At 68.7% G+C, this 20,791-nt stretch carries 18 protein-coding genes and 3 pseudogenes; 11 read left to right on the top strand and 10 right to left on the bottom strand.

What is annotated here, in order from left to right; genetic code table 11:
• The first annotated feature begins 34 nt into the window (after nt 1–34).
• Nucleotides 35–247 (top strand): hypothetical protein, encoded by a 213-nt coding sequence (locus ACZ6BB_RS39155; RefSeq protein ID WP_471619868.1) that lies wholly within the window; start codon nt 35–37, stop codon nt 245–247.
• Between the two features lie 502 nt (nt 248–749).
• Here the strand turns inward: ACZ6BB_RS39155 and ACZ6BB_RS39150 are convergent.
• Nucleotides 750–1,865 carry an alkene reductase gene (locus tag ACZ6BB_RS39150; RefSeq protein WP_471619867.1) on the bottom strand — a complete coding sequence of 372 codons (1,116 nt, stop codon included), beginning with the start codon at nt 1,863–1,865 and terminating at the stop codon, nt 750–752.
• Between the two features lie 415 nt (nt 1,866–2,280).
• Nucleotides 2,281–3,627 (bottom strand): aldehyde dehydrogenase family protein, encoded by a 1,347-nt coding sequence (locus tag ACZ6BB_RS39145; protein ID WP_471619866.1) that lies wholly within the window; start codon nt 3,625–3,627, stop codon nt 2,281–2,283.
• Nucleotides 3,628–3,800: 173 nt separating this feature from the next.
• On the opposite strand from ACZ6BB_RS39145, the gene ACZ6BB_RS39140 reads away from it, so the two are divergent.
• The 5 genes and pseudogenes from ACZ6BB_RS39140 to ACZ6BB_RS39120 form a co-directional block, all read left to right on the top strand.
• Complete coding sequence (locus ACZ6BB_RS39140; protein ID WP_471619865.1) at nt 3,801–4,721, top strand: helix-turn-helix domain-containing protein; 921 nt, start codon at nt 3,801–3,803, stop codon at nt 4,719–4,721.
• A gap of 286 nt (nt 4,722–5,007) precedes the next feature.
• Nucleotides 5,008–5,286 carry a polyprenyl synthetase gene (locus tag ACZ6BB_RS39135; protein ID WP_471619864.1) on the top strand — a complete coding sequence of 93 codons (279 nt, stop codon included), beginning with the start codon at nt 5,008–5,010 and terminating at the stop codon, nt 5,284–5,286.
• Nucleotides 5,276–6,331 carry a polyprenyl synthetase family protein gene (locus ACZ6BB_RS39130; RefSeq protein WP_471619863.1) on the top strand — a complete coding sequence of 352 codons (1,056 nt, stop codon included), beginning with the start codon at nt 5,276–5,278 and terminating at the stop codon, nt 6,329–6,331. The genes ACZ6BB_RS39135 and ACZ6BB_RS39130 overlap by 11 nt, the downstream gene beginning before the upstream one ends.
• A gap of 93 nt (nt 6,332–6,424) precedes the next feature.
• A complete protein-coding gene (locus ACZ6BB_RS39125) occupies nt 6,425–7,588 on the top strand; it encodes an oxygenase MpaB family protein (protein WP_471619862.1) in 1,164 nt (387 codons plus the stop codon).
• A gap of 221 nt (nt 7,589–7,809) precedes the next feature.
• A pseudogene (locus ACZ6BB_RS39120) lies at nt 7,810–8,136 on the top strand (cryptochrome/photolyase family protein); the annotation flags it as partial.
• A gap of 533 nt (nt 8,137–8,669) precedes the next feature.
• On the opposite strand, the gene ACZ6BB_RS39115 reads toward ACZ6BB_RS39120, so the two are convergent.
• On the bottom strand, nt 8,670–9,248 hold the full coding sequence (locus tag ACZ6BB_RS39115; RefSeq protein WP_471619861.1) for a TetR/AcrR family transcriptional regulator: 579 nt from the start codon (nt 9,246–9,248) through the stop codon (nt 8,670–8,672).
• A 171-nt stretch (nt 9,249–9,419) separates the two neighbouring features.
• On the opposite strand from ACZ6BB_RS39115, the gene ACZ6BB_RS39110 reads away from it, so the two are divergent.
• Both ACZ6BB_RS39110 and ACZ6BB_RS39105 read left to right on the top strand, forming a co-directional pair.
• Nucleotides 9,420–10,535, top strand: a complete 1,116-nt coding sequence (locus ACZ6BB_RS39110) for a helix-turn-helix transcriptional regulator (RefSeq protein ID WP_471619860.1) — start codon at nt 9,420–9,422, stop codon at nt 10,533–10,535.
• 68 nt (nt 10,536–10,603) lie between these two features.
• On the top strand, nt 10,604–10,819 hold the full coding sequence (locus tag ACZ6BB_RS39105) for a hypothetical protein (RefSeq protein WP_471619859.1): 216 nt from the start codon (nt 10,604–10,606) through the stop codon (nt 10,817–10,819).
• Between the two features lie 25 nt (nt 10,820–10,844).
• Here ACZ6BB_RS39105 and ACZ6BB_RS39100 read toward each other — a convergent pair whose 3' ends face one another.
• Complete coding sequence (locus tag ACZ6BB_RS39100) at nt 10,845–11,975, bottom strand: FAD-dependent oxidoreductase (RefSeq protein WP_471619858.1); 1,131 nt, start codon at nt 11,973–11,975, stop codon at nt 10,845–10,847.
• Nucleotides 11,976–12,313: 338 nt separating this feature from the next.
• Nucleotides 12,314–12,689 (bottom strand): annotated as a pseudogene (locus ACZ6BB_RS39095) (transposase); the annotation flags it as partial.
• Nucleotides 12,690–12,721: 32 nt separating this feature from the next.
• On the opposite strand from ACZ6BB_RS39095, the pseudogene ACZ6BB_RS39090 reads away from it, so the two are divergent.
• Nucleotides 12,722–12,980 (top strand): annotated as a pseudogene (locus ACZ6BB_RS39090) (MMPL family transporter); the annotation flags it as partial.
• A 246-nt stretch (nt 12,981–13,226) separates the two neighbouring features.
• Here the strand turns inward: ACZ6BB_RS39090 and ACZ6BB_RS39085 are convergent.
• On the bottom strand, nt 13,227–14,081 hold the full coding sequence (locus tag ACZ6BB_RS39085) for a LysR family transcriptional regulator (RefSeq protein ID WP_471619857.1): 855 nt from the start codon (nt 14,079–14,081) through the stop codon (nt 13,227–13,229).
• Nucleotides 14,082–14,153: 72 nt separating this feature from the next.
• Between ACZ6BB_RS39085 and ACZ6BB_RS39080 the strand changes: the two genes are divergently transcribed.
• Together ACZ6BB_RS39080 and ACZ6BB_RS39075 are read left to right on the top strand one after the other, a co-directional pair.
• Nucleotides 14,154–15,017, top strand: coding sequence for a PhzF family phenazine biosynthesis protein (locus ACZ6BB_RS39080; RefSeq protein ID WP_471619856.1), 864 nt, complete (start codon nt 14,154–14,156; stop codon nt 15,015–15,017).
• Entirely contained in the window at nt 15,014–16,060 is a 1,047-nt protein-coding gene (locus ACZ6BB_RS39075) for an ornithine cyclodeaminase family protein (RefSeq protein ID WP_471619855.1), read from the top strand. Before ACZ6BB_RS39080 ends, ACZ6BB_RS39075 begins: the two co-directional genes overlap by 4 nt.
• A 284-nt stretch (nt 16,061–16,344) precedes the next feature.
• On the opposite strand, the gene ACZ6BB_RS39070 is transcribed toward ACZ6BB_RS39075, so the two are convergent.
• The 4 genes from ACZ6BB_RS39070 to ACZ6BB_RS39055 all read right to left on the bottom strand — a co-directional run bounded on the left by ACZ6BB_RS39070 (nt 16,345) and on the right by ACZ6BB_RS39055 (nt 20,568).
• On the bottom strand, nt 16,345–17,517 hold the full coding sequence (locus ACZ6BB_RS39070) for an ROK family protein (protein WP_471619854.1): 1,173 nt from the start codon (nt 17,515–17,517) through the stop codon (nt 16,345–16,347).
• A 133-nt stretch (nt 17,518–17,650) separates the two neighbouring features.
• Entirely contained in the window at nt 17,651–17,926 is a 276-nt protein-coding gene (locus ACZ6BB_RS39065; RefSeq protein WP_471619853.1) for a hypothetical protein, read from the bottom strand.
• 185 nt (nt 17,927–18,111) lie between these two features.
• Nucleotides 18,112–19,191 (bottom strand): phosphotransferase, encoded by a 1,080-nt coding sequence (locus ACZ6BB_RS39060; RefSeq protein ID WP_471619852.1) that lies wholly within the window; start codon nt 19,189–19,191, stop codon nt 18,112–18,114.
• Between the two features lie 27 nt (nt 19,192–19,218).
• Entirely contained in the window at nt 19,219–20,568 is a 1,350-nt protein-coding gene (locus ACZ6BB_RS39055) for an aspartate aminotransferase family protein (protein ID WP_471619851.1), read from the bottom strand.
• Nucleotides 20,569–20,791: the final 223 nt, after the last annotated feature.

Below are 20,791 nucleotides of genomic sequence, written 5' to 3'. Positions count from 1 at the left end.
GGGCGCACGGAGGCGGGGATTCCAGGCTGGAGGCATGACACACCGTGCGCGACACAAGGAGCCCGACGCCCTTCTCGCGTCACGGGCCGACGTGCCGGGCCGTGACGCCGTCCAGAGGGGCGGGTTTCCGGAGTTCCTCGGCCCGATGCCGGCGGCGGGCGTCCTCGTCCTGCTCGTCGTGCGTCCTGAGATCCCCGAAGCGTTGGTGCGCGCCTTCTACACGAGCACAGCCGGACTCGTCCGCTGAGCGGGCACACGATCACTCCCGGTCCGCCCGGCGCCGCCGACGCGGTGCCGGGTGGCCCGCAGAAGGAAGGCGGGACCGGCTGAGCTGGTTGCATGGAAGCGGTCGAAGCAGCCTGGCTGTCACAAGCGTGCACCACGCCTTGAGCGTGGCCACACCGTTGAGGCCTTGCCGCCACCGTCGGCATCTTGAGCAGATGGGGGAAGCGCATCCCTGTATGGAAGGCGGACCTGGTGGATGGGCCGCCGCCGGAGAAGGGTCATAGGCGTCAGCTGTGGCCGAAGGCCGCCCCGGTAGCCGCGCACGAGAGCGATGTGCTTGACGAGGTCACCGAACGCAGGCTGCTGACCAGGAACCTGCGGACCGTGACCGCCGGACCCGACGGCCCTCGGGCCGCTGATCGCCGGTGTGACCGCGGGCTCACAGGGGCGGGCACGGTGTCGCCGGTCGGGCGCCTGTCCATGGGTGGGTGGGGCTGCCGCATGGACAGGCGTGACCGTGGGCCTCAAGCCGTTTCGAGGAAGGGGTAGTCGGTGTAGCCCTCGGCGTCCAGCCCGTAGAACAGTTCCGGCCGCGGCTCGTTCTCCGGGTGGCCACCCTGCCAGCGCTGGACCAGGTCGGGGTTGGCGATGAGGGCCCGGCCCACGGCCACGGCGTCGGCGTGGCCGGCCTCGATCTGCTGGAGCGCCCGCTCGCGGGTGGTCTGCCCCCCGCCGAGGGGGCCGTTGTTGACGAGCAGCTTGCCGTCGAAGCGCCGCCGCAGCTCCTGTACCAGGTCACCCCCCGGCTCGGTGTGCAGTACGGAGAGGTAGGCCAGGCCCAGCGGGCGCAGTTGGTCGAGCAGGGTGCCGTAGGTGGCCAGGACGTCGTCCCGGTCGGTCTCGAAGACGTCCCCGAAGTCGACCTCCGGCGAGATCCGCAGCCCGACCCGCTCGGCACCGACGGCCTGGGCGACCGCCGTGACGACCTCGACGACGAAGCGGGCGCGGTTGTGCGGCGAGCCGCCGTATTCATCGGTGCGCTGGTTGGCCGCCGGGGAGAGGAACTGGTGGAGCAGGTAGCCGTTGGCGCCGTGGATTTCCACGCCGTCCGCTCCCGCCTCGATGGCCCGGCGGGCCGCGGTGGCGAAGTCCTCCAGGGCTGCACGGACCCCTGCGGTGGTCATCGCTTCCGGTACGGGGTAGGGCTGCTCGCCCTGCTCGGTGAACGTCTCGCCGGTCCTGGCGATCGCGCTGGGGGCGAGGATGCGGCGGCCGCCGTTGATGCCGGGGTGGGTTTGGCGGCCGGCGTGCATGATCTGCAGGACGATGCGGCCGCCCTCGGCGTGCACCGCCTCGAACACCCGCTGCCAGCCGGCCGCCTGCTCGTCGGTGGCGATGCCCGGCTCACCGACATACCCCTGCGACGCGTGGTCGGGGTAGGTGCCCTCGGCGATGATCAGCCCGACGCTCGCCCGCTGCCGGTAGTACTCGACCATCAGATCCCCGGGAATGCCGGAGGAACCGGCCCGGACCCGGGTCATCGGTGCCATGACGATGCGGTTGGCGAGCTCGATCTTCCCGAGAGAGACGGGGGAGAAAAGTGATGGAACAGGCGAAACTTCTGAAATGTTGACAGGCATGGGTTTCTCTTTCTGCAATACGGAGGGAAACGGGATGAATGTCTGCGACGCAGGGGGACCATGCTGTCCCGGCGGAGGCGCGGATTCGGTCCTCGGGCAGGCGCGGGCCCGCTGACGGTGACGCGGTTCCAGGACCGCGATCGGGGTGTGGGTGGAGTTGGCGGCGACCGCGGTGAGAGCCGCATGCCGTCGGCGTCGGCGTCGGCGTCGGCGTCGGTCAAGCGCAACTGCCCGCCGGAGTACAGGCCGTTCGTTCCTTGCACACGATCAGCAGCCCGCCGGGTGACGAAGTCATGGGTGCCGCCGCCGGAGTCGGTACGAATCGGTGTCTGCACCCCGCGCCGCGACCGACTCCCTCGGCGCGCCCCGCGAAGGGGCGCGCCAATCGGACAGCCTGCTTCACGAAAGCGCGACGCTAGCTGAGCGGGACGTCCGCGACGGCCTTGAGGTGGCTGAACGTCTCGAGGGAGTACCGGCCGTGGTACCGGCCCATGCCGCTTTCGCCGACGCCACCGAAAGGCAGGCCGGGCATGAGCAGTTGCATCACCGGCTGGCCCCAGGCGACGCCGCCGGAGGACGTCTCGTTCACGAGGCGCGCCTTGGTGGCCTCGGACGTGGTGAAGGCGTAGAGAGCGAGTGGCTTGTCGCGTTCGTTGATGAAGGCGATGGCGGCATCGAGGTCTTCGACTTCGACGACGGCGAGGATCGGACCGAAGATCTCCTCCTGCATGACCGGCGATGCGGGGTCGACATCGGTGAGCACGGTCGGTGCGATGAACAGGTCGTCGCGGTCGTGCCGGCCTCCCACCGCCGCCCTGCCGGAGTCCAGCAGACGGGTGAGCCGGTCGAAGTGCCGCTCGTCGATGATCCGGCCGAAGTCGGCCGCGGTCTGCGGGGTGGAGCCGAACCGGGCGTCGACCGCCGCGCGGAGGGCGGGGACCAGTGCGGCGACGGTGGCAGGATCGGCCAGTACGTAGTCGGGGGCTATGCACTGCTGGCCCGCGTTGCCGAACTTGGCGCCGACCAGCCGCTTGGCGGTCTCGTCCACGTCGGCGTCGGGCGCCACGAAGACCGGTGACTTGCCCCCGAGTTCGAGCGTGACCGGGGTGAGGTTCTTGGCGGCTGCGGCCATGACGACCCGGCCGACCGTGCCGTTGCCGGTGTAGAAGATATGGTCGAAACGCTGTGCCAGGAGGGCCGTGGTCTCCTCGGCTCCCCCCTCGACCACGGTGAGCACGTCGTCGTCGAAGTACTCACGCAAGAGGCGCGAAGCGACCGCCGATGTGTGCACCGAGATCTCGCTCGGCTTGGCCACCACGGTGTTCCCGGCGGCCAGTGCGCCGATGATGGGGTCGATGAGAAGGTGCAGCGGGAAATTCCACGGAGCGATCACCAGGACTACCCCGAGCGGGTCGTATGTGGTGTATGCCGTTGTCGTGGGACCGAAGTGGGCGGGAACCTCCACCGGGCGAGGCTGAAGCCAGCTCTCGAGACTCGCCAGCGTCTCGTCGATGTCGGCGACGGTGAAGTCGATCTCCTGCGTCTTCGCCTCGGCGGCGTTCTTCCTCAGATCCGCCCAGAGCGCTTCGATCAGCTCCTGCTCGTTCTCGACCAGCAGTGCCCGCAGCCGCTGCAGTTGGTTGACGCGCCAGTCCAGTCCGCGGGTGACGCCGGTGCTGAACGTCGCACGAAGGCGGCCGACCACCTCCGCGGCCGTTTCGCTCTGGCGCGTCCTCGACTCGGTCCCCTGTGTTGCGGTCATGGGGTGTGCTCCGTTCTTGATGCAAGCCACGCCCCGGCTGCCTTCCAGCCGGGCACGGTCCCCAGCGTGCTGGACGATCCGGTATTCACCCAGGTCAAGGCTTCGCGTATGCCCGCGATGCCTACCACTGGCTGGGTCAGGCTGGTGTGCGTCCGACCGGGGATACTCAAGGCATGGACGAATCCCCCGAACCGGTGCACGGGCCCGCCTCCGGCGCTCTGGACCCGCGTACCGAGCTCAGCGAGTTCCTGCGCACCCGGCGGGCCCGGCTGAAGCCGGAGGACGTGGGGCTGCGGAGCTTCGGACGGTACCGGCGGGTGCCGGGGCTGCGCCGCGAGGAGCTGGCGCAGCTGGCCGGAGTGTCGGTGGCCTATTACACGCGGCTGGAACAAGGCAACGGGCGGCACGTGTCGGCGGAGGTCCTCGACGCCGTCGCCCGCGCGCTGCGGCTGAGCGACGCCGAGCACGCCCACCTCACGCACCTGGCGAAGCCGAAACAGAAGAAGAAGCCGGCCGTCCACGCCCAGCAGGTGCGGGGCGCCCTGCGGACGCTGCTGGACACCATGGACGGCGTCCCGGCCATCCTCGTGGGGCGGCGCTCGGACATCCTCGCCTGGAACCGGATGGCCGCGGCGGTCTTCGGCGACTGGGCCGAGCTGCCGGCGCGGGAGCGGAACTGGGCGCGGCTGGTGTTCCTGAGGCCCGAGTACCGCGACCTGTTCGTGGACTGGGAGCTCAAAGCGATCGACGTCGTCTCTCAGCTGCGCCTGGATGCCGGCTCCCATCCGGACGACCCCCGGCTGTCCGCTCTGGTGGGCGAACTCTCCGTGAAGAGCGAGGAGTTCCGGCGGCTGTGGGCCACCCACGACGTCAAGGAGAAGTGCCACGGCATCCAGCGCCTGCGCCACCCGCTCGTCGGCGAACTCGACCTCCGCCTCGAGTCGTTCCACCAGGCCGACGCCCACGAACGGATGCTGGTGACGTACCACGCCGAACCCAACTCCCCGTCGGCGGAGGCACTACGACTGCTGGCCAGCTGGGGCACCGACGCGACAAGGGCGGGAGCCGGGACGCCGCCGGCACGCACGGCTTGATGAACTTCCGTTGATCAGCGGTAGTTGGCTGCGCACCACGCCGGTTGTCCTCTCGTACACGTCCCGATCGGAAGCACTTTCCCCCCGGGTCCGCAGAGCGCTCTGGCGTGGAGATCGAGCGGACCGAGGAATTTCCCGGTACGGCCTGGACCGGGCGCTATCCGTACGGTCAAGCGAGGTGATCACTCGATCGTGACTTCCGCCTCTCCCGTGTCAGGTATGTAGCGATGCTGGGACCAACGGCGCATGACCGGCGCCGCCCGGAGCGTTGTGGGTGGGGAGTGGTATGACGCAGGAAGCAGAACGACACGGGGGCCTGGACGAACGGGCGGTGCTGCTGGTGGCCGGGCTGGCCGATCTGACGGTGAGCACGGTGGGTTCGGCCCTGGGGGCGGTGCGGGGGCTGCTGCGCCGCGCGGACGCCGCGGACCTGGCTCAGGAGGCCGAGCATGATCTGATGGCGCGCGGGCGCCTGGTGCTGGACCGGTACGCGGTCGCGCCACCGGCCCACCTGGAGATCCTCGCCAGGCACGCCCTGGCCCGGAAGGCTGCCGGTGGCGTCTGACCGATGGGAGCCGGCCGCGTTCAAGACCCGGGTCGACGAGGTGGTGCACCCCTTCGTCGCCCGGGAGGCCGATCAGTTCGCGGCGATCGACCCGGCCCTGGGCCCGGTGGCCGAACAGCTCGAGGCTGCGGTGGCGGACGGCAAGCGGCTGCGGGCGGCGTTCTGTTACTGGGGCTGGCGCGCGGCGGGGCAGCCTGACAGCGACACGCTGGTACGGGCGGCGGCCTCCATGGAACTGGTGCACGCCGCCGCGGTCGTGCACGACGACCTCATCGACGACAGCGCGTTGCGGCACGGCAGGCCCACCGCGCACATCGCTCTGCGCGGTGTCGTACGCCGACGCCCGCGTTCCGTCGCCGCTGCCAGGTCGCTGGCGATGCTGGTGGGGGATCTGCTGATGGGTTTGGCCGGGCAACTGTTCGCCACCAGTGGTCTGCCCGCCGCATATCTTGCGCGGGCCCGCCCGTTGTGGTCGGTGCTGGCCCGGGAGTTGATCGCGGGAGAGTGCCTGGAGATCCTGCGTACCGGAGCCGAGCCGGACACCACGGCGTCACTGAAGGTGATCCGGTACAAGACCGCCAAGTACACCGTCGAACAGCCCCTGCTGATCGGCGGCGCCCTCGCGGGGGCGGACGGGCGGCTGCGCGAGGGCTACTCCGCCTACGGACTCCCGCTGGGCGAGGCGTTCCAGCTGCGAGACGACCTCCTCGGCCTGTTCGGAGACCCGGTACGCACCGGAAAGGCCAACGCCGACGACGTACGCGGCCACCGGCCCACCGCCCTGCTGGCAGAGACCTGGCGCATCGCCGGTGACGACGACCGGGCGCAGCTCCGCGCCCTCCTGGGCCGACGCGACCCGGACGGGCACGGCCTGGAGGAGGTACGCGAGGTGATGCGTCGTCTGAGGGCACCCGACCGCGTCGAGGACATGATCACCGCTCGGGTCGAGGAAGCCCTCGGCGCTCTCCACGAGCTGGACGTACCGGCGCACGCCGCCGCTGCCCTGACCTCGCTGGCGCACTCGGCTGCCATCCGTCCGTCCTGACCCTCACACACAGACGGCGCAAGCTCGTGCCGTCCCCCTGTCGGCACTCTCCGCCTGTCGTGGCCCACCCCGTGGAAGACAAGGACCCCAGCCATGAACTGCACCGAGGCATCGATGGACGCCCTGCGCCAAGCCGGTGACGGACTCGCCGATGCCACCGTCTCCGCGCTCTTCGATCGAGGGGAGGTGGGCAAGTTCAACACCCTGATGCGCTACGTCTCCACCGCGGGCGCTCCCCTGCCGGACGGGCTGCCCGATGTCGCCCGCGAGTACCTGGAGTCCACCCGTACCCCGCCGGCCTGGGTGGACTGGGAGGAGATGGAGAAGGCCCGGCTGTTCTTCATCGACAACAACGTGCACATTTCCACCGCCCTCTCCTTCGCCTCCATGCCTGCCTGTTACGTCGTCCCGCACGTGGCGAAGCTCCTGTCGGCCACGCATGGGCTGAAGTACCCCTCCAAACGGATGGCGGAGACCGGCCAGTTCACCGTCTACCTCATGCAGCCCGACGCCTTCGAGGCCGGAAGCCGCTTCATCCCCGCCGCTCAGAAGGTCCGCCTCCTGCACGCCTCCATCCGCCACCACCTCGCACGTGAGGACCGCTGGGACACCCAGACTCTGGGAGTGCCGATCTGTCAGGAGGACATGATCGGCGGCCAGATGTTCTTCTCCCTGCTGGTGCTGGACTCCCTGCACCGCCTCGGCATCCACATGTCCACCGAGGGTGCCGAGGCGTACTTCTACGCCTGGCGGGTCGTCGGTGCCATGCTCGGCGTCGACCAGGACGCCGTCCCCAAAAGCCTCGACGAAGCCCGCCAGTTCCTCGACCGGTACATGATCCGGCACATGGGCCCTTCCGAGGAGGGCACGCTCCTGACCCGGCAGCTCATCGACCTGTACGAGGAAGTCGTACCCGGCACCTTCTTCGACCCGATCGTCTCCGCCCTCGTCCGCCACCTCGTCGGCGACACGTGCGCCGATTGGCTCCAGGTGCCCCGCACATCATGGGACACCGTCGTCAAGGCCGTACCGCACCTTCTCGGCGTGCTGGAGACCATCGAGGACCGCTCCCCCCTCGGCGCCTGGGCCCTGGACCGCCTCGGACACCTCACCACCGTCCTCGAACTGTCCTCTCTCACCCGCGGACGCGTCATGCACTACGCCATCCCCGAACAGCTCAAAAAGGACTACGGCATCGCCGACACGGTGCCCCGCACCCGCCGGTGGACTCCGCCTTCCGCCACCATCTCCGGCTGACCTACGGGCTCACCCTTCGGTGACGCGGAAGGCTGCGCTGCTACCTGGCCCTGGACCAGTCGGTCGATCTCGGATGAGCTGGCCGAAGAGAGGCCGCAGGCTCCCGTAAGGGCCCCCCACCGGCCCCGTACCGGTACACCCGGGCCGGCCGGTGGTCGACGGAAAGTTCATCGCGAAGCCTCATGACGTGTCCTCTCTCCCGTGGCCGAAGCCACTCGCCACACCTGGTGCTGTCCGCGATGCGCCACCACGCCGCCGAACTGAGTGACCGGGTTCGTCACCTCCGTGCCGACACCTACCGTGAGGGGCAGCGCGAGGCGATCGGGGACGGGCCGGTGACGGTACGTCACCCGACGTCGTACGCGGCACTGCGGCTGGTGAGGTCGCTGGACCAGGTGACCGTGCTGCCCGCCCGCGGTTTCCTCGTCGCGCACGACGACTTCCGTGCCTGGGCCGACGGGCACGGGGGACAGCGGCTGCGGCTGCGGCTGCGGCTGCGGCTGCGGCAGGAGAACTTCTACCGGTGGGCGCGCCGCTCGCACGACCTGGAGCGCCTGCTCTCCACAAGTGTCCTTTACTGCGACATGCAGCACGACAGCGAACCTCTCGGCCCCGGCGTCGGCGCGATGCTCTGGCTCACCGTCACCCCCTCCGCGCTCGATGCCGTCGGACGGGCCTGGCAGAACACCCCGAGATCCGCCTCGCCGCCGCCGTCACCGGCCAAGCCAGGCCAGGCCAGGCAGGCCAACCTAGTCGCCTCCGTTGCCTGCTCCAGTACGGGCGAGTTCTACACGTACGTGAGCGAGAGGAAGCGGCCCACCGAGTTCCGGGACATCCCATACGGCCAGGACAGCCCGGATGAACTGCTGAGGCAACTGCTCGGAATCGCCCTTGAGCACGCGGGCCATCAGCTGGCCGGCTCACCGCCGAAGCCCGAGAGACGGGCAGGCGTGCCAACGACGAAAGAGCGGTCCGTCATGCACCGGGCCGACCTGACAGGGCTGACAGGACTGACAGCGCAGAAATCACCGGCCCACCATGAAGGCCGCCGGACCGGGAGGCGACCTGCTGGTCTGCGTGTTCAATGGGCGGGCGACTTCGGTTCGAGGATGCTCCGGATGGCTGGGGTATAGGCGGCGACGATTTCTTCGGGTGTCATGCGTACTACTGCCGGGATGCGCAGCAGATAGCGGGTGAGGGCGAGGCCGAGGATCTGGGCGGAGACCAGTCCGGCGTTGTCTTTGGTGGCGGGGCCGAGGGCTGGGGACACCTGGGCCGCGAAGATCTCCCGCATGCGGTGCGCTGCCTGGTCGTTGGTGACGGCGGACCGCAGGAGCAGCAGGAGCGCGTCGTCGGCGCCCTCGTGCTCCCAGCGGTGCAGGAAGTGCCGCACGAGGGCTTCGGCCCGTTCCTCTGCCGGCGTGGCGGACAGGTCGGGAAGGCACAGGTCGATGTCGAGGGCGGCATCGAAGAGCTGGGCTTTGCTGCCGTAGTAGCGCATGACCATGGAGGGGTCGATGCCCGCGTCGGCCGCGACGGCTCGGATCGTCGTGCGCTCGAAGCCCTGAGCGGCAAAGCGCTGGCGGGCTGCGTCGAGGATCGCTGTCCGAGTGCGGTCGGAGCGGCGCGGGCTCGGGGCTTCTGTGCTGTCTGCAGTCATGCCAACAAATGTAGGCCATCGCTCGTTGACTTTCCATCCTCAAGGACGCATCAATGCCAACGGAGGTTGGCCAACGATCGTTGACTTCTGCCCGTCACGGGTGGTGCTGCCCGTTCCGGTGCCGGCACGGGCAGCACCGCCTTCGCGGTCGATCTCCGGCACCGAACCACGATGCTGCGCAACGCGGAGACCTGGTTCTTCCCACGGGGGGCCGCGGCGACCTACCTGCAGTTCGGCGAGCGGCTGCCCATCCGGACGGTGGGCCCCGCACTGGCGTTCTCACTCGCCTACACGGCGGCGCTCTGCGGCGATCAGGACCGGGTGAACCGCTGGCTGGACGTCTGCGAGGCGGGGGGTGCCCCGGATACCGCCGTCCCCGGCTGGCACAGCTTCCGCAGCGCCGTGCTCTGCGTACGCGCGGGCTTCGGCATGTCGGATGCCGAGGCCGCGCGATCCGTCGTCATGGTGCAACAGGCGCTGGACGAGGAAACCGGGGCAGGCGCGGCCGGGCATCCGACCGTACGGGCGGCACTGGGAGCCATGCTGGCTCGCGACGGCCGCTTCGACGAGGCCGCGACGCTGCTGCTCGATCTGTGGTCGTCACCGACCCACCGCAAGGCATGGCCGCCGACGCTGATGCTTCAGGGCGCCGGCACGCTGACGATCAGCCTCGTCGAAGCCGGCCGCGGCGAAGACTGCGACCGGGTCCTGCGCGAGGCCGCTCCGCTCGCCGACGCCGTCGAGCGCGACGGGCGGGAGACGAGTACGCCGGGACTGGCCCCGCTGCGCATCGCCCAGGCCAGGCGCCGCCACCAGAACGCCGACATGGAGGCGGCCGCCGTGCTGCTGCGTCGCGCGGTCACCCTCGCCGAACTGCACCCGCGGCCGACCGTGCTCTTCCTCGGCCTGCTCTACCTCGCCGACGCCGAGCTCGCCTGCGGCAACCGGCCCGCCGCCCGTGCCGCACTGGCGCGAGCCCGCGAGGTGGTGGACGAGGAGCCGGTGAGCGCCTACGCAGAGAGGCGGCTCGAGGAGAGCGAGGCCCGGTTGGGCCGGGCCGGCTCCCGCACCGCCGTACGCTCCGGTGCTCTCCCGGAGGAACTGACCGACCGGGAGTTGTCCATCCTGCGGGCACTGCAGGGGTCGGCGACCCAGCGGGAGATCGGGGCAGCACTGTTCCTGTCGATCAACACGGTCAAGGCGTACAACAAGAGCCTCTACCGCAAGCTCGGCGTCGCCTCCCGGCACGACGCCGTCGCAACGGCACGCGAACTTGGCTTGATCTGAGGCCACCCCGGGTGCTTCTCCCGGGCGGGTGGTGCACTGCCACCCGCCCGGCGGGTTCCCTGTATGCCATGGCCCCTACCCGTTACGTGCTGACGCTGCGCGGACCGATCGCCCGCACGCTGCTGGACGTGATCAGGACCAGGTTCGACCATGTCTCGGCGCCCGGCACGGACGGCACCGTGCTGATCGTCGAGAACATCGACCAGGCATCGGTGCGCGCCCTGCTGACGCTGCTCTGGGACACCGGCCATGACGTACTTGCCTTTGAGGAGACGACGGCCTGAGATGCCCCCTGGAGAAACGGCGGATCTACCGGTAGTTGAGCTCGGCGAGTTCGGTGGCGAGCTTCCTGGGCATGGCCGTGTGGCCGAGCAGTGGCAGCGCGATGTTGCGGACCCCGCGGGCCATCACGTTGCGCGTGGTGGCCACGCGGGTCATCCGGTGGGTGAAGGCGACCACGCGCTGCGCGACGGGGCGGCGACGCGCCTCGTAACCGTCGAGTTGCCCGGACGCGATCGCCTGGCCGAGGGCGTAGCCGTCCTGGATGCCGGTGTTCATCCCCTGCCCGCCGGCGGGGCTGTGCACATGGGCGGCGTCGCCCGCCAGCAGCAGACGGCCGGCGCGGTAGTGGTCGGCGACCCGGTGGTGCACCCGGAACCGTGACGACCAGGCCAGGCCGGTGATGTTGGCCTGGCCGGGGGCGCGCTCGTCGAGCAGCTGCCGGACGAAGGCGAGATCAGGGGTGGCGGGCGCCTCGTCCACGGTGGCGACCACCCGGTAGTGACCGCCTGGGAGCGGAGCGACGACGGTGAGTCCTTTGGTGCCGAAGGTGAGCGAGACCTCGATGGGGCCGGGGGCCCAGTCCATCGTGACGTCGGCGAGGACGAAGGATTCGGCGTAGGCGTCGCCGGTGAACCCGATGCCCGCCGCTTCGCGCACGGTGCTGTGCATGCCGTCGGCGCCGACGGCGTACGAGGCGCGCAGCTTCTCGCCGGTGGACATGGTGAGCGTCACGCCCTCCTCGTCCTGGACGACGGAAGCGACCTCGTAGGGGCGGTGCACTTGGCCACCGAGGGCGCGCAGCCGGGCCAGCAGCACGCTCTCGGTCTCGTACTGAGGAACCATCAGCGTGTACGGGTGGGGCGTGGGCAGCTGGTCGAAGGGCACGGTCAGCAGCCGACGGGCACCGTCGCGGACGGCGAACCGGGTGACCTGAACGCCTCGCGCGATCAGTTCCTTCGAGGCCCCCAGCTCGTCCAGGACTTCCAGGGTGCGGGCGTGGACGACGGCGGCACGCGAGGTGTTCAGGCCCTCGGCCAGCTTGTCCAGGACAACGAAGTCGATGCCTGCGGAAGCGAGCGTGACGGCGAGCGCGAGACCTGCCGGGCCGGCGCCGACAACGGCGACTTCGGTGCGGGCGGGAAGTGCGGTGGCGTTCATGGCAGAGCCTTCCGTTTTCTGATCCGGGAAGCAGGCCAACAGGCGTTGGCCTACGCTCGTTGACAGGATGCTCGATTCCTCAGCGAGAGTCAACACGTGTTGGCCTACAGCCGTTGGTGCGAAGGATGCCGAGAGCCCGGCGCGGAGCGGCGCCCGGATCGAGGGAGGGCCGGCGAGTGGCACCGGGATCCCCGCGCTGCGGGCGGGGTACGGGCGGGCTGCTCGCGCAACGGCGGCAGGCACACCGAGACGGAGCCCGACAGCCGTCCCACCAGCCACGGGATCCCGATGGCTTGAACCGATTCCCTCTTACTGCCCTGGTGAAGCCGTTGGACGTGGCGGTGGGTGATCAGGCAGACCGCGATGCCGAGGAACGCGTCGTGCATGTCGTCGCGTCTCCCAGCGGACGCGCTGGCGGCGGAAGACGTGGAGCCAGGCGATCGTGTGCTCGACGACGTAGCGGAAGATACCCAGGCCGGTGCCGTGTGGCCGGCCTCGCTTCGCGATGACGGGGCGGATGCCGCGTTGCCGGAGCAGGCGCCGGTACCTGTCGTGGTCGTAGCCGTGCTCGGCCGGCAGCGCGTCCGGCCGTCGGCGCGGTCCGCCGACCCGCCCCACGACGGCCGGGATCTTGTCGAGCAGAGGCAGGAGCCGGGTGACGTCGTTGCGGTTTCCGCCGGTCAGCGACACCGCGAGCGGGATGCCCTGTCCGTCGAGCGCGGGCGGAGCGCGACGGCATGCAAGCCGAAATCATCGGCGACGCCCCCGCCGTGGCACCCGAACCGGGCGCGGGTGAAAATCGTCGGCGTCGCCCTCGCCATCACCTTCGGGCTCCTGGTGGCGGCCGGTCTCCCGCTCATGACGGCCGTCGTCGGCGTCGGCATCTCCACCCTCACGGCGCCGAGCAACGCGCTGGACCTGGGTTCCACCACCTCCACCCCGGCCATGATGATCGGGCTTCCCGTGGGAATCGACTACGCCCTGTTCATCGTCTTCCGGTACCGGGCAGAAACAGCCGAGGGCAAAGAAGGCAATGAACCTGTTGTTTCTCACATGGGACCGACGACCCTGTGGCCGCATGGCGAGGGAATGACTTCAAGCGCGAGGCCGGCGAGCGAGGAGTCATTACCGTCTGTCCAGGCGGCGGTTGGTGACTCCGACTCCGGCCCGCCCAAGTTCCGCCCGTGAGTGGCGACGCGACGGGACCGTATTGATTTCTCACCGGCAGACCTGGCCGTCGGTTTCGCCCCTTCAGCCTGCCGGCGCCGCGAGGTCGATCAGTCGCCTCAGAAGGTTCTCCACAGCATCGAGGAGCGGGTCGCCGTCCCTCCCGGTACGTCGAGTGAGGGCGATCTCGACCTCCGGGAGGGTGGGAAGCCCGTCGGTTGCCGTCCCCGGTTCCACGTTCGCCCGGAGCAGTGCGGTGGCGCCGAGGCCGGCCCGCACGGCGGCTTGTACTGCGCCCAGAGCCGTGCTCTCGAAGACCACATCCCATCGGAGCCCCGCGGCTTCCAGGGCCTCGAACACGGGAGCCCGCCAGCGGCACGGCTGGGAGAAGAGCACGAGCGGCAGCGGGTCCTGGCGCATGTCCATGGTCTGCGCGGCCGACCAGGCCAGCGGGAGGCGGGCCGTCCAGCGGGGTGCCTCGGCCAGGTAGAAGGGATCGCACAGGGCGAGCTGGATCCGCCCCTCGGCGAGGGACTGCTTCATCAAAGGTCCGGGACCTGTCACGAGCTCCAGCTTGGCGCCCGGGTGGAGGCCACTGAAATCACTCAGCCCCTCGACCAGCGACGGCGTCACGAAGTCCTCCATCAGCCCCACACCACAGTGTCCGGTGACGATCGGGCCGGCCGCCACGAGTGCCTGCGCGGACAGAGCGAGAATCCGCTCCGCGTAGGGCAGGAAGATCTCTCCCGACTTGGTCAGGGACACACCGGTCGTCCCGCGGTGCAGGAGCGGCTGGCCCACCGTGCGTTCGAGCCTGCGGAGCTGGTTGCTGAGAGCGGGCTGGCTGTGACCGAGGGCCGCGGCGGCACGACTGATGCTTCCGGACCGCACGGAACTGACGAATGCGCGCAGCAGTGCCGTTTCGAGATCGGGGGCCATAACGACATGCTATGCCCCCTCTGTTCAGGGAGAGGGTTCCGCTCGTTTCGGCCCATCGGTAGCGTCGGTCCTATGCTCTACTTTCATGTCGATGTCTTCAGCGGAACGCCTTTCAGCGGGAACAGTCTTGCTGTTTTTCCCAGTGCAGCAGGCCTGAACGGATCCCAAATGCAGCGGATCACCGAGGAAATGCGTCACTTCGAATCCATCTTCCTCGATCAGAAGGGTGAGGCGGGCGACGCATGGCGAGCGCGGGTGTTCGATCTCAGTGAGGAGCTGGATTTCGCCGGGCATCCGGTCATCGGGGCGGCAAGCGTTCTGCATGCCGTGGCGGGCGGCGACACCAGCCGTACGTGGTCGCTCGAGCTGAAGGCACGGACGGTGGAGGTGGTCACCGAGCGCCGTGGCCACGGGAGGTACGCGAGCGTTCTCGACCAGGGCCCTCCGCAATTCCTCGGGCAGCCCGTGCTGGACGACCTGGCCTCCTGGTTCTGCCTGGACGGGGAGGACCTCCACGCCGAACTGCGTCCCGAGATCGTCTCGACCGGGCTGCGCTATTTGATCGTTCCCGTGCGGACGGGAGCGCTGAAGCGGGCCAGGATCACGGCCGACATCGCAGGACCGCTGGCCAAGGTCGGAGCGCAGTTCGCCTACCTTCTGGACGCCGATGCCCTGGAGGGACGGCACTGGAACAACGACGGCGTCGTCGAGGATGTGGCCACCGGCAGCGCCGCAGGGTGTGTGGCCGCCTACCTCCGCCGGCACGGACGTCTCGGGGACGGCGACCAACAGGTGCTGCGCCAGGGCCAGTTCTGTGGCCGCCCCAGCGAAATGACGATCAGCGCCCATGGCGGCCCGCAGGACATCGCCTCCGTGCGAGTCGGCGGAGAGGTCGCCGTCGTCGCCCAGGGGTGCCTCGAAGGGCTGCCGCAGTGATCGGCGGGCCCGCCTACTTCGGGCCGCAGGAGATCCGCAGCACGGTCGGCTACCGGGACGTGCTGGAGCCCGTCGCTGCCGCCCTGCGTGACTACAGCCGAGGGCTCGGGGACGCGCCGGTGGCCGTGTTCGCTCCTGCCGGTCCTGAGGGCGACGTCCACGTGAAGTCGGCGTGGCTGCCGGGCCGGCAGGTCTTCACCGTCAAGGTCGCCTCGTGGTTCCAGGAGCGTGCACGTCGCGGAGGAACGCCCACGAGCGGCATCATCGCTGTTTTCGACGCGACGACCGGTGACCTGCGGGCGCTCCTGGACGATGAGCACCACCTCTCGGACGTGCGGACGGCCGCCGCGGGAGCTCTTGCCGTGCGGATGATGGCGCGGCCCGACTCCCGCGTCCTCGGAGTCATCGGCACTGGCACTCAGGCTTACCTTCAGACGCTCGCCGTGGCCGACGAACTCCCGCTGCGCGAGGTACGCGTGTGGGGACGGCATGCGTCCCATGTCCAGCCGCTCGTCGCCGCGTTGCGTGCCAGGCGGCCGGATCTGTGCGTCATCGGCGTGGACAGCGCCCAGGCCGCGTTCTACGGCGCCGACGTAGTGGTGACGGCGACCTCCAGCACCGAACCGCTGGTGCGCGCGTCATGGCTGACACCCGGAGTGCACATCAACGCGGTGGGCGCCGACGATCCGACGAAGGCGGAGCTGACATCCGACAGCCTGAGGCGGGCGGACCGGATCGTGGTCGACAGCCGTGAACTCACCGCCGTCCACGGCGATCTGTCACGGCTTGCGGAACAGGACCGCCGGGTCGACGCGGAACTCGGTGAGGTCCTCGCCGGATCGGCATCCGGCCGGGAGAACGACGAGGAAATCACCATCTGCAAACTCATCGGCCTCGGCGTCCAGGATCTGGCCGCCGCAGAGGTTGCTCTCAACATGCTCGGTGCACCCCGCCGTTCCACACAGATTCCCGCGCACGCGCGGGAGGTACAGCGGGAGGTACATCGACAGACAGCGGACTCGGGCACGTCAACGGTCGCCTGAAGTCCTGTTGACGAACCCAACGCGCCCTCCTGGCTGGGCTGTTCTTGCTGCGTGGCCGTCCAGTCGGCGCCGGTGCTCCTCCCATCATGCCTGAGCACCTGATGGCATGTTGTCCTTGCCTTGCAAGTACCCGACGAAGCCGTCGATGAGCTCTCGCACGACGTCAGCGTGGCCGGCGTGCTGCTGGGTGTCTGAAGGAGGTGCCGGGCTTGGGTTCCGTAGGTGATGAGGCGCCTGTTCCACTTGTCGCGACGGCGCTCTCGTCCTCATGCTCGCGGTCCGGATCAGAATGCCGGCGCAGCTTGGCCGTGCCGAGGTCCCTGACTGCGTGCCTTGAGCAGCGCGTCCCGTAGGCGGTTGTGGGTCATGGCCAGGCAGGCGTGCACCGCGCCGCGTGCTACCGAGAGTCCCAGAATCTGGGAGACGGCCTGGATCCGGGGGGTGGCCGGCAAGGTCTGTTCGAGTCGCTTGCGTACCTCGGGGAGCACCTCGTCCACCAAGGGGTGCAGCCGGCCGACGAAGTAGACGGATTCGGGATCGAGTGTCACGGCGACGATACTCACGGCGGTCGTGACCGCCGTCGTGACCGCCGTGAGTATCTCGGCACGGGCTCGATGGTCCTGAGGTGCAAGCCACAGGTCCTCGACGCGTTCGATGTCCAGTCCGTGTTCACGAGCGAACTTCACAAGCCCTGCCGTGCTCAGCAGCCCGTTGAGGGTGTGGTCGTCGATGCCCGAGGACAAGGATCCGATGTCGCCGAAGGCAGGAGTACGTCCCCGAGCCAGTTCCCGGTCGCCGCAGGTGGCGAAATTCAGCGTGCTGCTGACGCTGAAAAGGGCGGCGTCATGGATGCTCGCATCGTCCGTGAGCACCTGGAGCAAGGACGCGTTCGCGTCACTGTCGAAAGACACCGGAGCACCGACGAGCTCTTCGACGGTTCGGTGCAGCTCTCTGCCGGAGAAGACTTTCATCGGATCGGCAGGCCGAAAGACCTCGGCGCCGTCGCGGACCTGGGCGGGCAGTGCCGCGACGACCTGGCGCAGTGGCCCTCGTGCGGAGGCGCTGGTCTGCGCGATCAGGTCGACCAGCCACCGGCCGGCCGCGGGGACGTCGTGGTGCTCGACCGTCGGAACGATCACGTGTCCGATCTCGCGGCCGCGTAGGTCGGTCACCAGCACGCCGGTGGTCACGGCGCCGAAGCCGACCCCCACGACATGTCCGGCCGTCTCGGGCACATCGAGGTACGTCGACGGACGGCCACGCCCGCCGACGGCGTCGACTCCCCCGTCCATGACGAACCCGTCAGAGCGCAGTTCCTCGACGGCCCGCGACACCGTCGCCTTGCTCAACCCCGTGAGCTCGATGAGCTTGTTCCGGGTCAACGGCGCATGGGAGAGAACCACGTCAAGGACACTTGCCTTGTTGTAGTCGCGTGGTGTGGGGTTGATGCTGCTCACCTCATGACCTTAGCGAGACCACACGCAGTCCGGACCATCGGTCCCTGCCGCACTTGCCGAGTTGCCCGTGGGTGTCGGCGAACACACTGATCCTTGGCTCGGCTGCGCTGCTATGCAACTCCGCCTGCTCCTTTCACAGAAGTAGAACCATCTGGCAGCCTCCTGCTGGAGGCGGGTTCGCAGCGCTCGGCTCCATGTTCTCTGTCCTGTGTCGGCCTGGATCAGCAGCCGAGGAGCTTCGGCAGCCCGACAGGTCGGGCAGCTCGTCGTAGGGCTGGTGGTCGGCGCTGCCGGGGTGGCCGTAGCGGTTGATCCACACGCGGCGCTTCAGGCCGAGGTCGCGGGTGGGGATGTGGTCGTACTCCCAGCCCTGGGCGGTGTGGATGACCTGGGACGGCTCGACGCCCATGGTCTTGAAGGCGTGCTGGCAGGTCTGGCGGTCCGGCTTTGGGCGCCGGCCTGCTGGGCGGTGATGACGTAGTCGAACTCGACGCCGATGTTCTCCACGTTCTGCGCGATCGGGTGACGAACACGTCGGGTGAGGCCGGGTCGGCCGTGTCGGACGCCGACGAAACGTCGCCTCAGTGGCGCCGCTCAAGGCGTGTCATGGCGGGTGCTCAGCAAGCGGGCCACGACCTCCTCCATGGCGACGGCCATGGCCCGCTCCACGTTGACCCAGTCGTCTCTGGCGTGCTCGAGCAGGTAGTCGCGACGCTCCGGCACTCGTTCCGCGCGCCAATGGGTGACCAGCGCGCGCAGTGTGAGGCGTGCCAGCGCGGCGACAGGCAGGAGCGGGAGTTCGGTGTCCTTGATCGGCCGGGCCTGCTCGTATCCCGCGACGAAGCTGCATGCCTCACGCCAGGGATCCCCCGGTGTCCGGCCGAGAAGGTTCGCGAGAGACACAGCGGGATCGAAGATCAAAGCACTGCGCATGGCGTCACCGAAGTCGATCACTCCTGTGACGAAGCTGTCTGTCCGCGGATCCACCAGGACGTTGTAAGGGCTGTAGTCGCCATGGATCACTTGGGTCTCGAGATCACCCAGCCTCGGAACAATGGCCTCGTGGAAAAGGCGGAACACTTCTTGTGCCAGCCGACGGTGCGCGGTGCTGGGCGTGTACTCGATGAGCTCCCGCAGCTGGTCGAAGTGTCGAAGGTCCCACACAAGGCGCCGCTCGTCCGCTGGATGCCTGAACGACCGCAGAGCCAGATCCACTCGCCCGAGCATCTGCCCGGCCTTGGCAAGCTGGTGGGGAGCAGAGTTCGTCCGCGCCAGGACGGCACCTTCAACGAAGTCGAGGACGCGCAGGACTCGAACCCGGCCGTCTCTCGTATCGATCGATACGTTGTCGCTGCCTTCGGTGGTCTCCTTGACCCGCTGGGTGGGGAGATGAGGAGCTTCGGTTTCCAGGTGGCGCATCACAGCCGTTTGCAGAGCTACGACAGCTACCGCCTCGTCGGGCGGGGAAACCTTGACGAGATGGTCGGCCGTGCCGGTCCGCAGCCGGAAGGTGTCGTCCTTCTCGGTTGCCAGCCGCTCGAGATGTCCGCTCAGCCGGTAGTGCCGGGCGAGGAGTGCGTCCACCACATGCGTCTCGATGGGCTCGTGGGACGATGCCAGGCCGCTCTCTTCGAACAACTGCTGGGCGATACCTGCGGGGGGCGAGGTGTTCACCGTTCGGTCCCTTCGGCTTATGGCCTGCTACAGGCGCATCTCGGCGATCTCCGCGAAGGTCTCGAGGAATCGCGTGACGTCGGCCGAGTCGAAGGCCAACGGCGGTCGGATCTTGAGCACATTGACTGCTTCCCCGGTGCCGCTGATGAGGACGCGACGCTCGCGCATGTCGTTGATGACGTGGTCAGCGCGGACACGATCGGGCTCCAGCGACTCCCGGTCCTTCACGAGTTCGACACCCACGTACAGACCACTGCCGCGGACCTCCGCGACGTGGGGAGACTCGCGAGTGATCTCCTCGAGGCCGGCTCGAAGCGCCCTGCCGTTGTCGAGAACTCGCTGCTGCACATTCTCCGCTTCGAAGACGTCCAGAACCGCGGCACCGGCGGCAACCGCGATCGAACTGCCCGCAAAGGTGTTGAAGTAACGAACATTCTGTCCGAACTCATCGCATACCTCGGGCCTGAACGCCACGCCGGAGATCGGCATGCCATTGCCCATGGGCTTGCCCATCGTGACGATGTCCGGAAGCACCCCATGGCGACTGAACCCCCACATCGCCTCTCCGAGCCGGGCGAATCCCGACTGGACCTCGTCGGCGATGTACACGCCGCCCGCGGCGTGCACCTCCTCGACCATGTCACGCAGGTAACCGACGGGATCGGTGAAGATGCCGTCGCTGGAGTGCGCGCAGTCGGTGATCAGCGCCGCAAGCCTGTAGCCGTGGCGCTCGAGGTCGTTGATCGCGCCGCGCACCTGGCTTCGCATGTGGTCGCGAAGCGATGAACCCGGCGGGACGAGTCGCGGATCAGGAGCATCGATGAGCCGCACATTCGGCCCGAGCGGTGACCCCGCGCCGAGCGTCGGCGAGAAGCTCGCAACTTCGCGAGTGAGACCGTGGTAAGCCCAGCGAGTCACTACGATTCCCTCGCCGCCCGTGTGGAAGCGAGCCACGCGCATGGCCAGGTCGTTCGCCTCCGACCCGCTGCACGCGAAGCTCACCCTCGAGAGCGCTTCGGGCATGGTCGCGAGAAGGCGCTCGGCGTAGTCGACGAGTGATTCCTGCACGTAGCGCGTGTTGGTGTTCACCGCCGCCATCTGGCGGGACACGGCCTCGACAACGTGCGGGTGTGCGTGACCGACGCACGGCACATTGTTGTAGGCGTCAAGGTAGTCGTTGCCATCCCGGTCGAACAGGTGAGCGCCTCGGCCGGAGACGAACTCGACCGGCTCCCGGTAGTTCAGCGCGTAACCAGGGCCCAGCACCTCGTTTCGCCGTTTGACGGTGGCCTGCAATCGCTCAGGCAGTTCACCGAGCACTGCCGGGTCGAACCTGTTGGGATAGTTGACCAGCGCTCGACTCACCGTGGAAGTCATCAGCAGGTCCCCTCTCATCGCTTGCATCTCTCGTCGCGGCTGCTTCAGGCGGCAGCATAACATACTTTGTTTCAGTTCCAACCTGAAACTTATCTCTTCGTGCACGACTGTGGCACAGGTCAACGCGGGAGAGTGCCGGATGCGTATGGTCAGGAGCGCAAGACTGGCCGCTTTGCGTGTAGTGCGGGCGTCCTCGAAGGTGAGCTGTCGGATGACCTCTTCG

The sequence above is a fragment of the Streptomyces sp. NPDC041108 genome (assembly GCF_055592645.1).
This window is presented reverse-complemented; position numbering and strand designations above follow the sequence as displayed.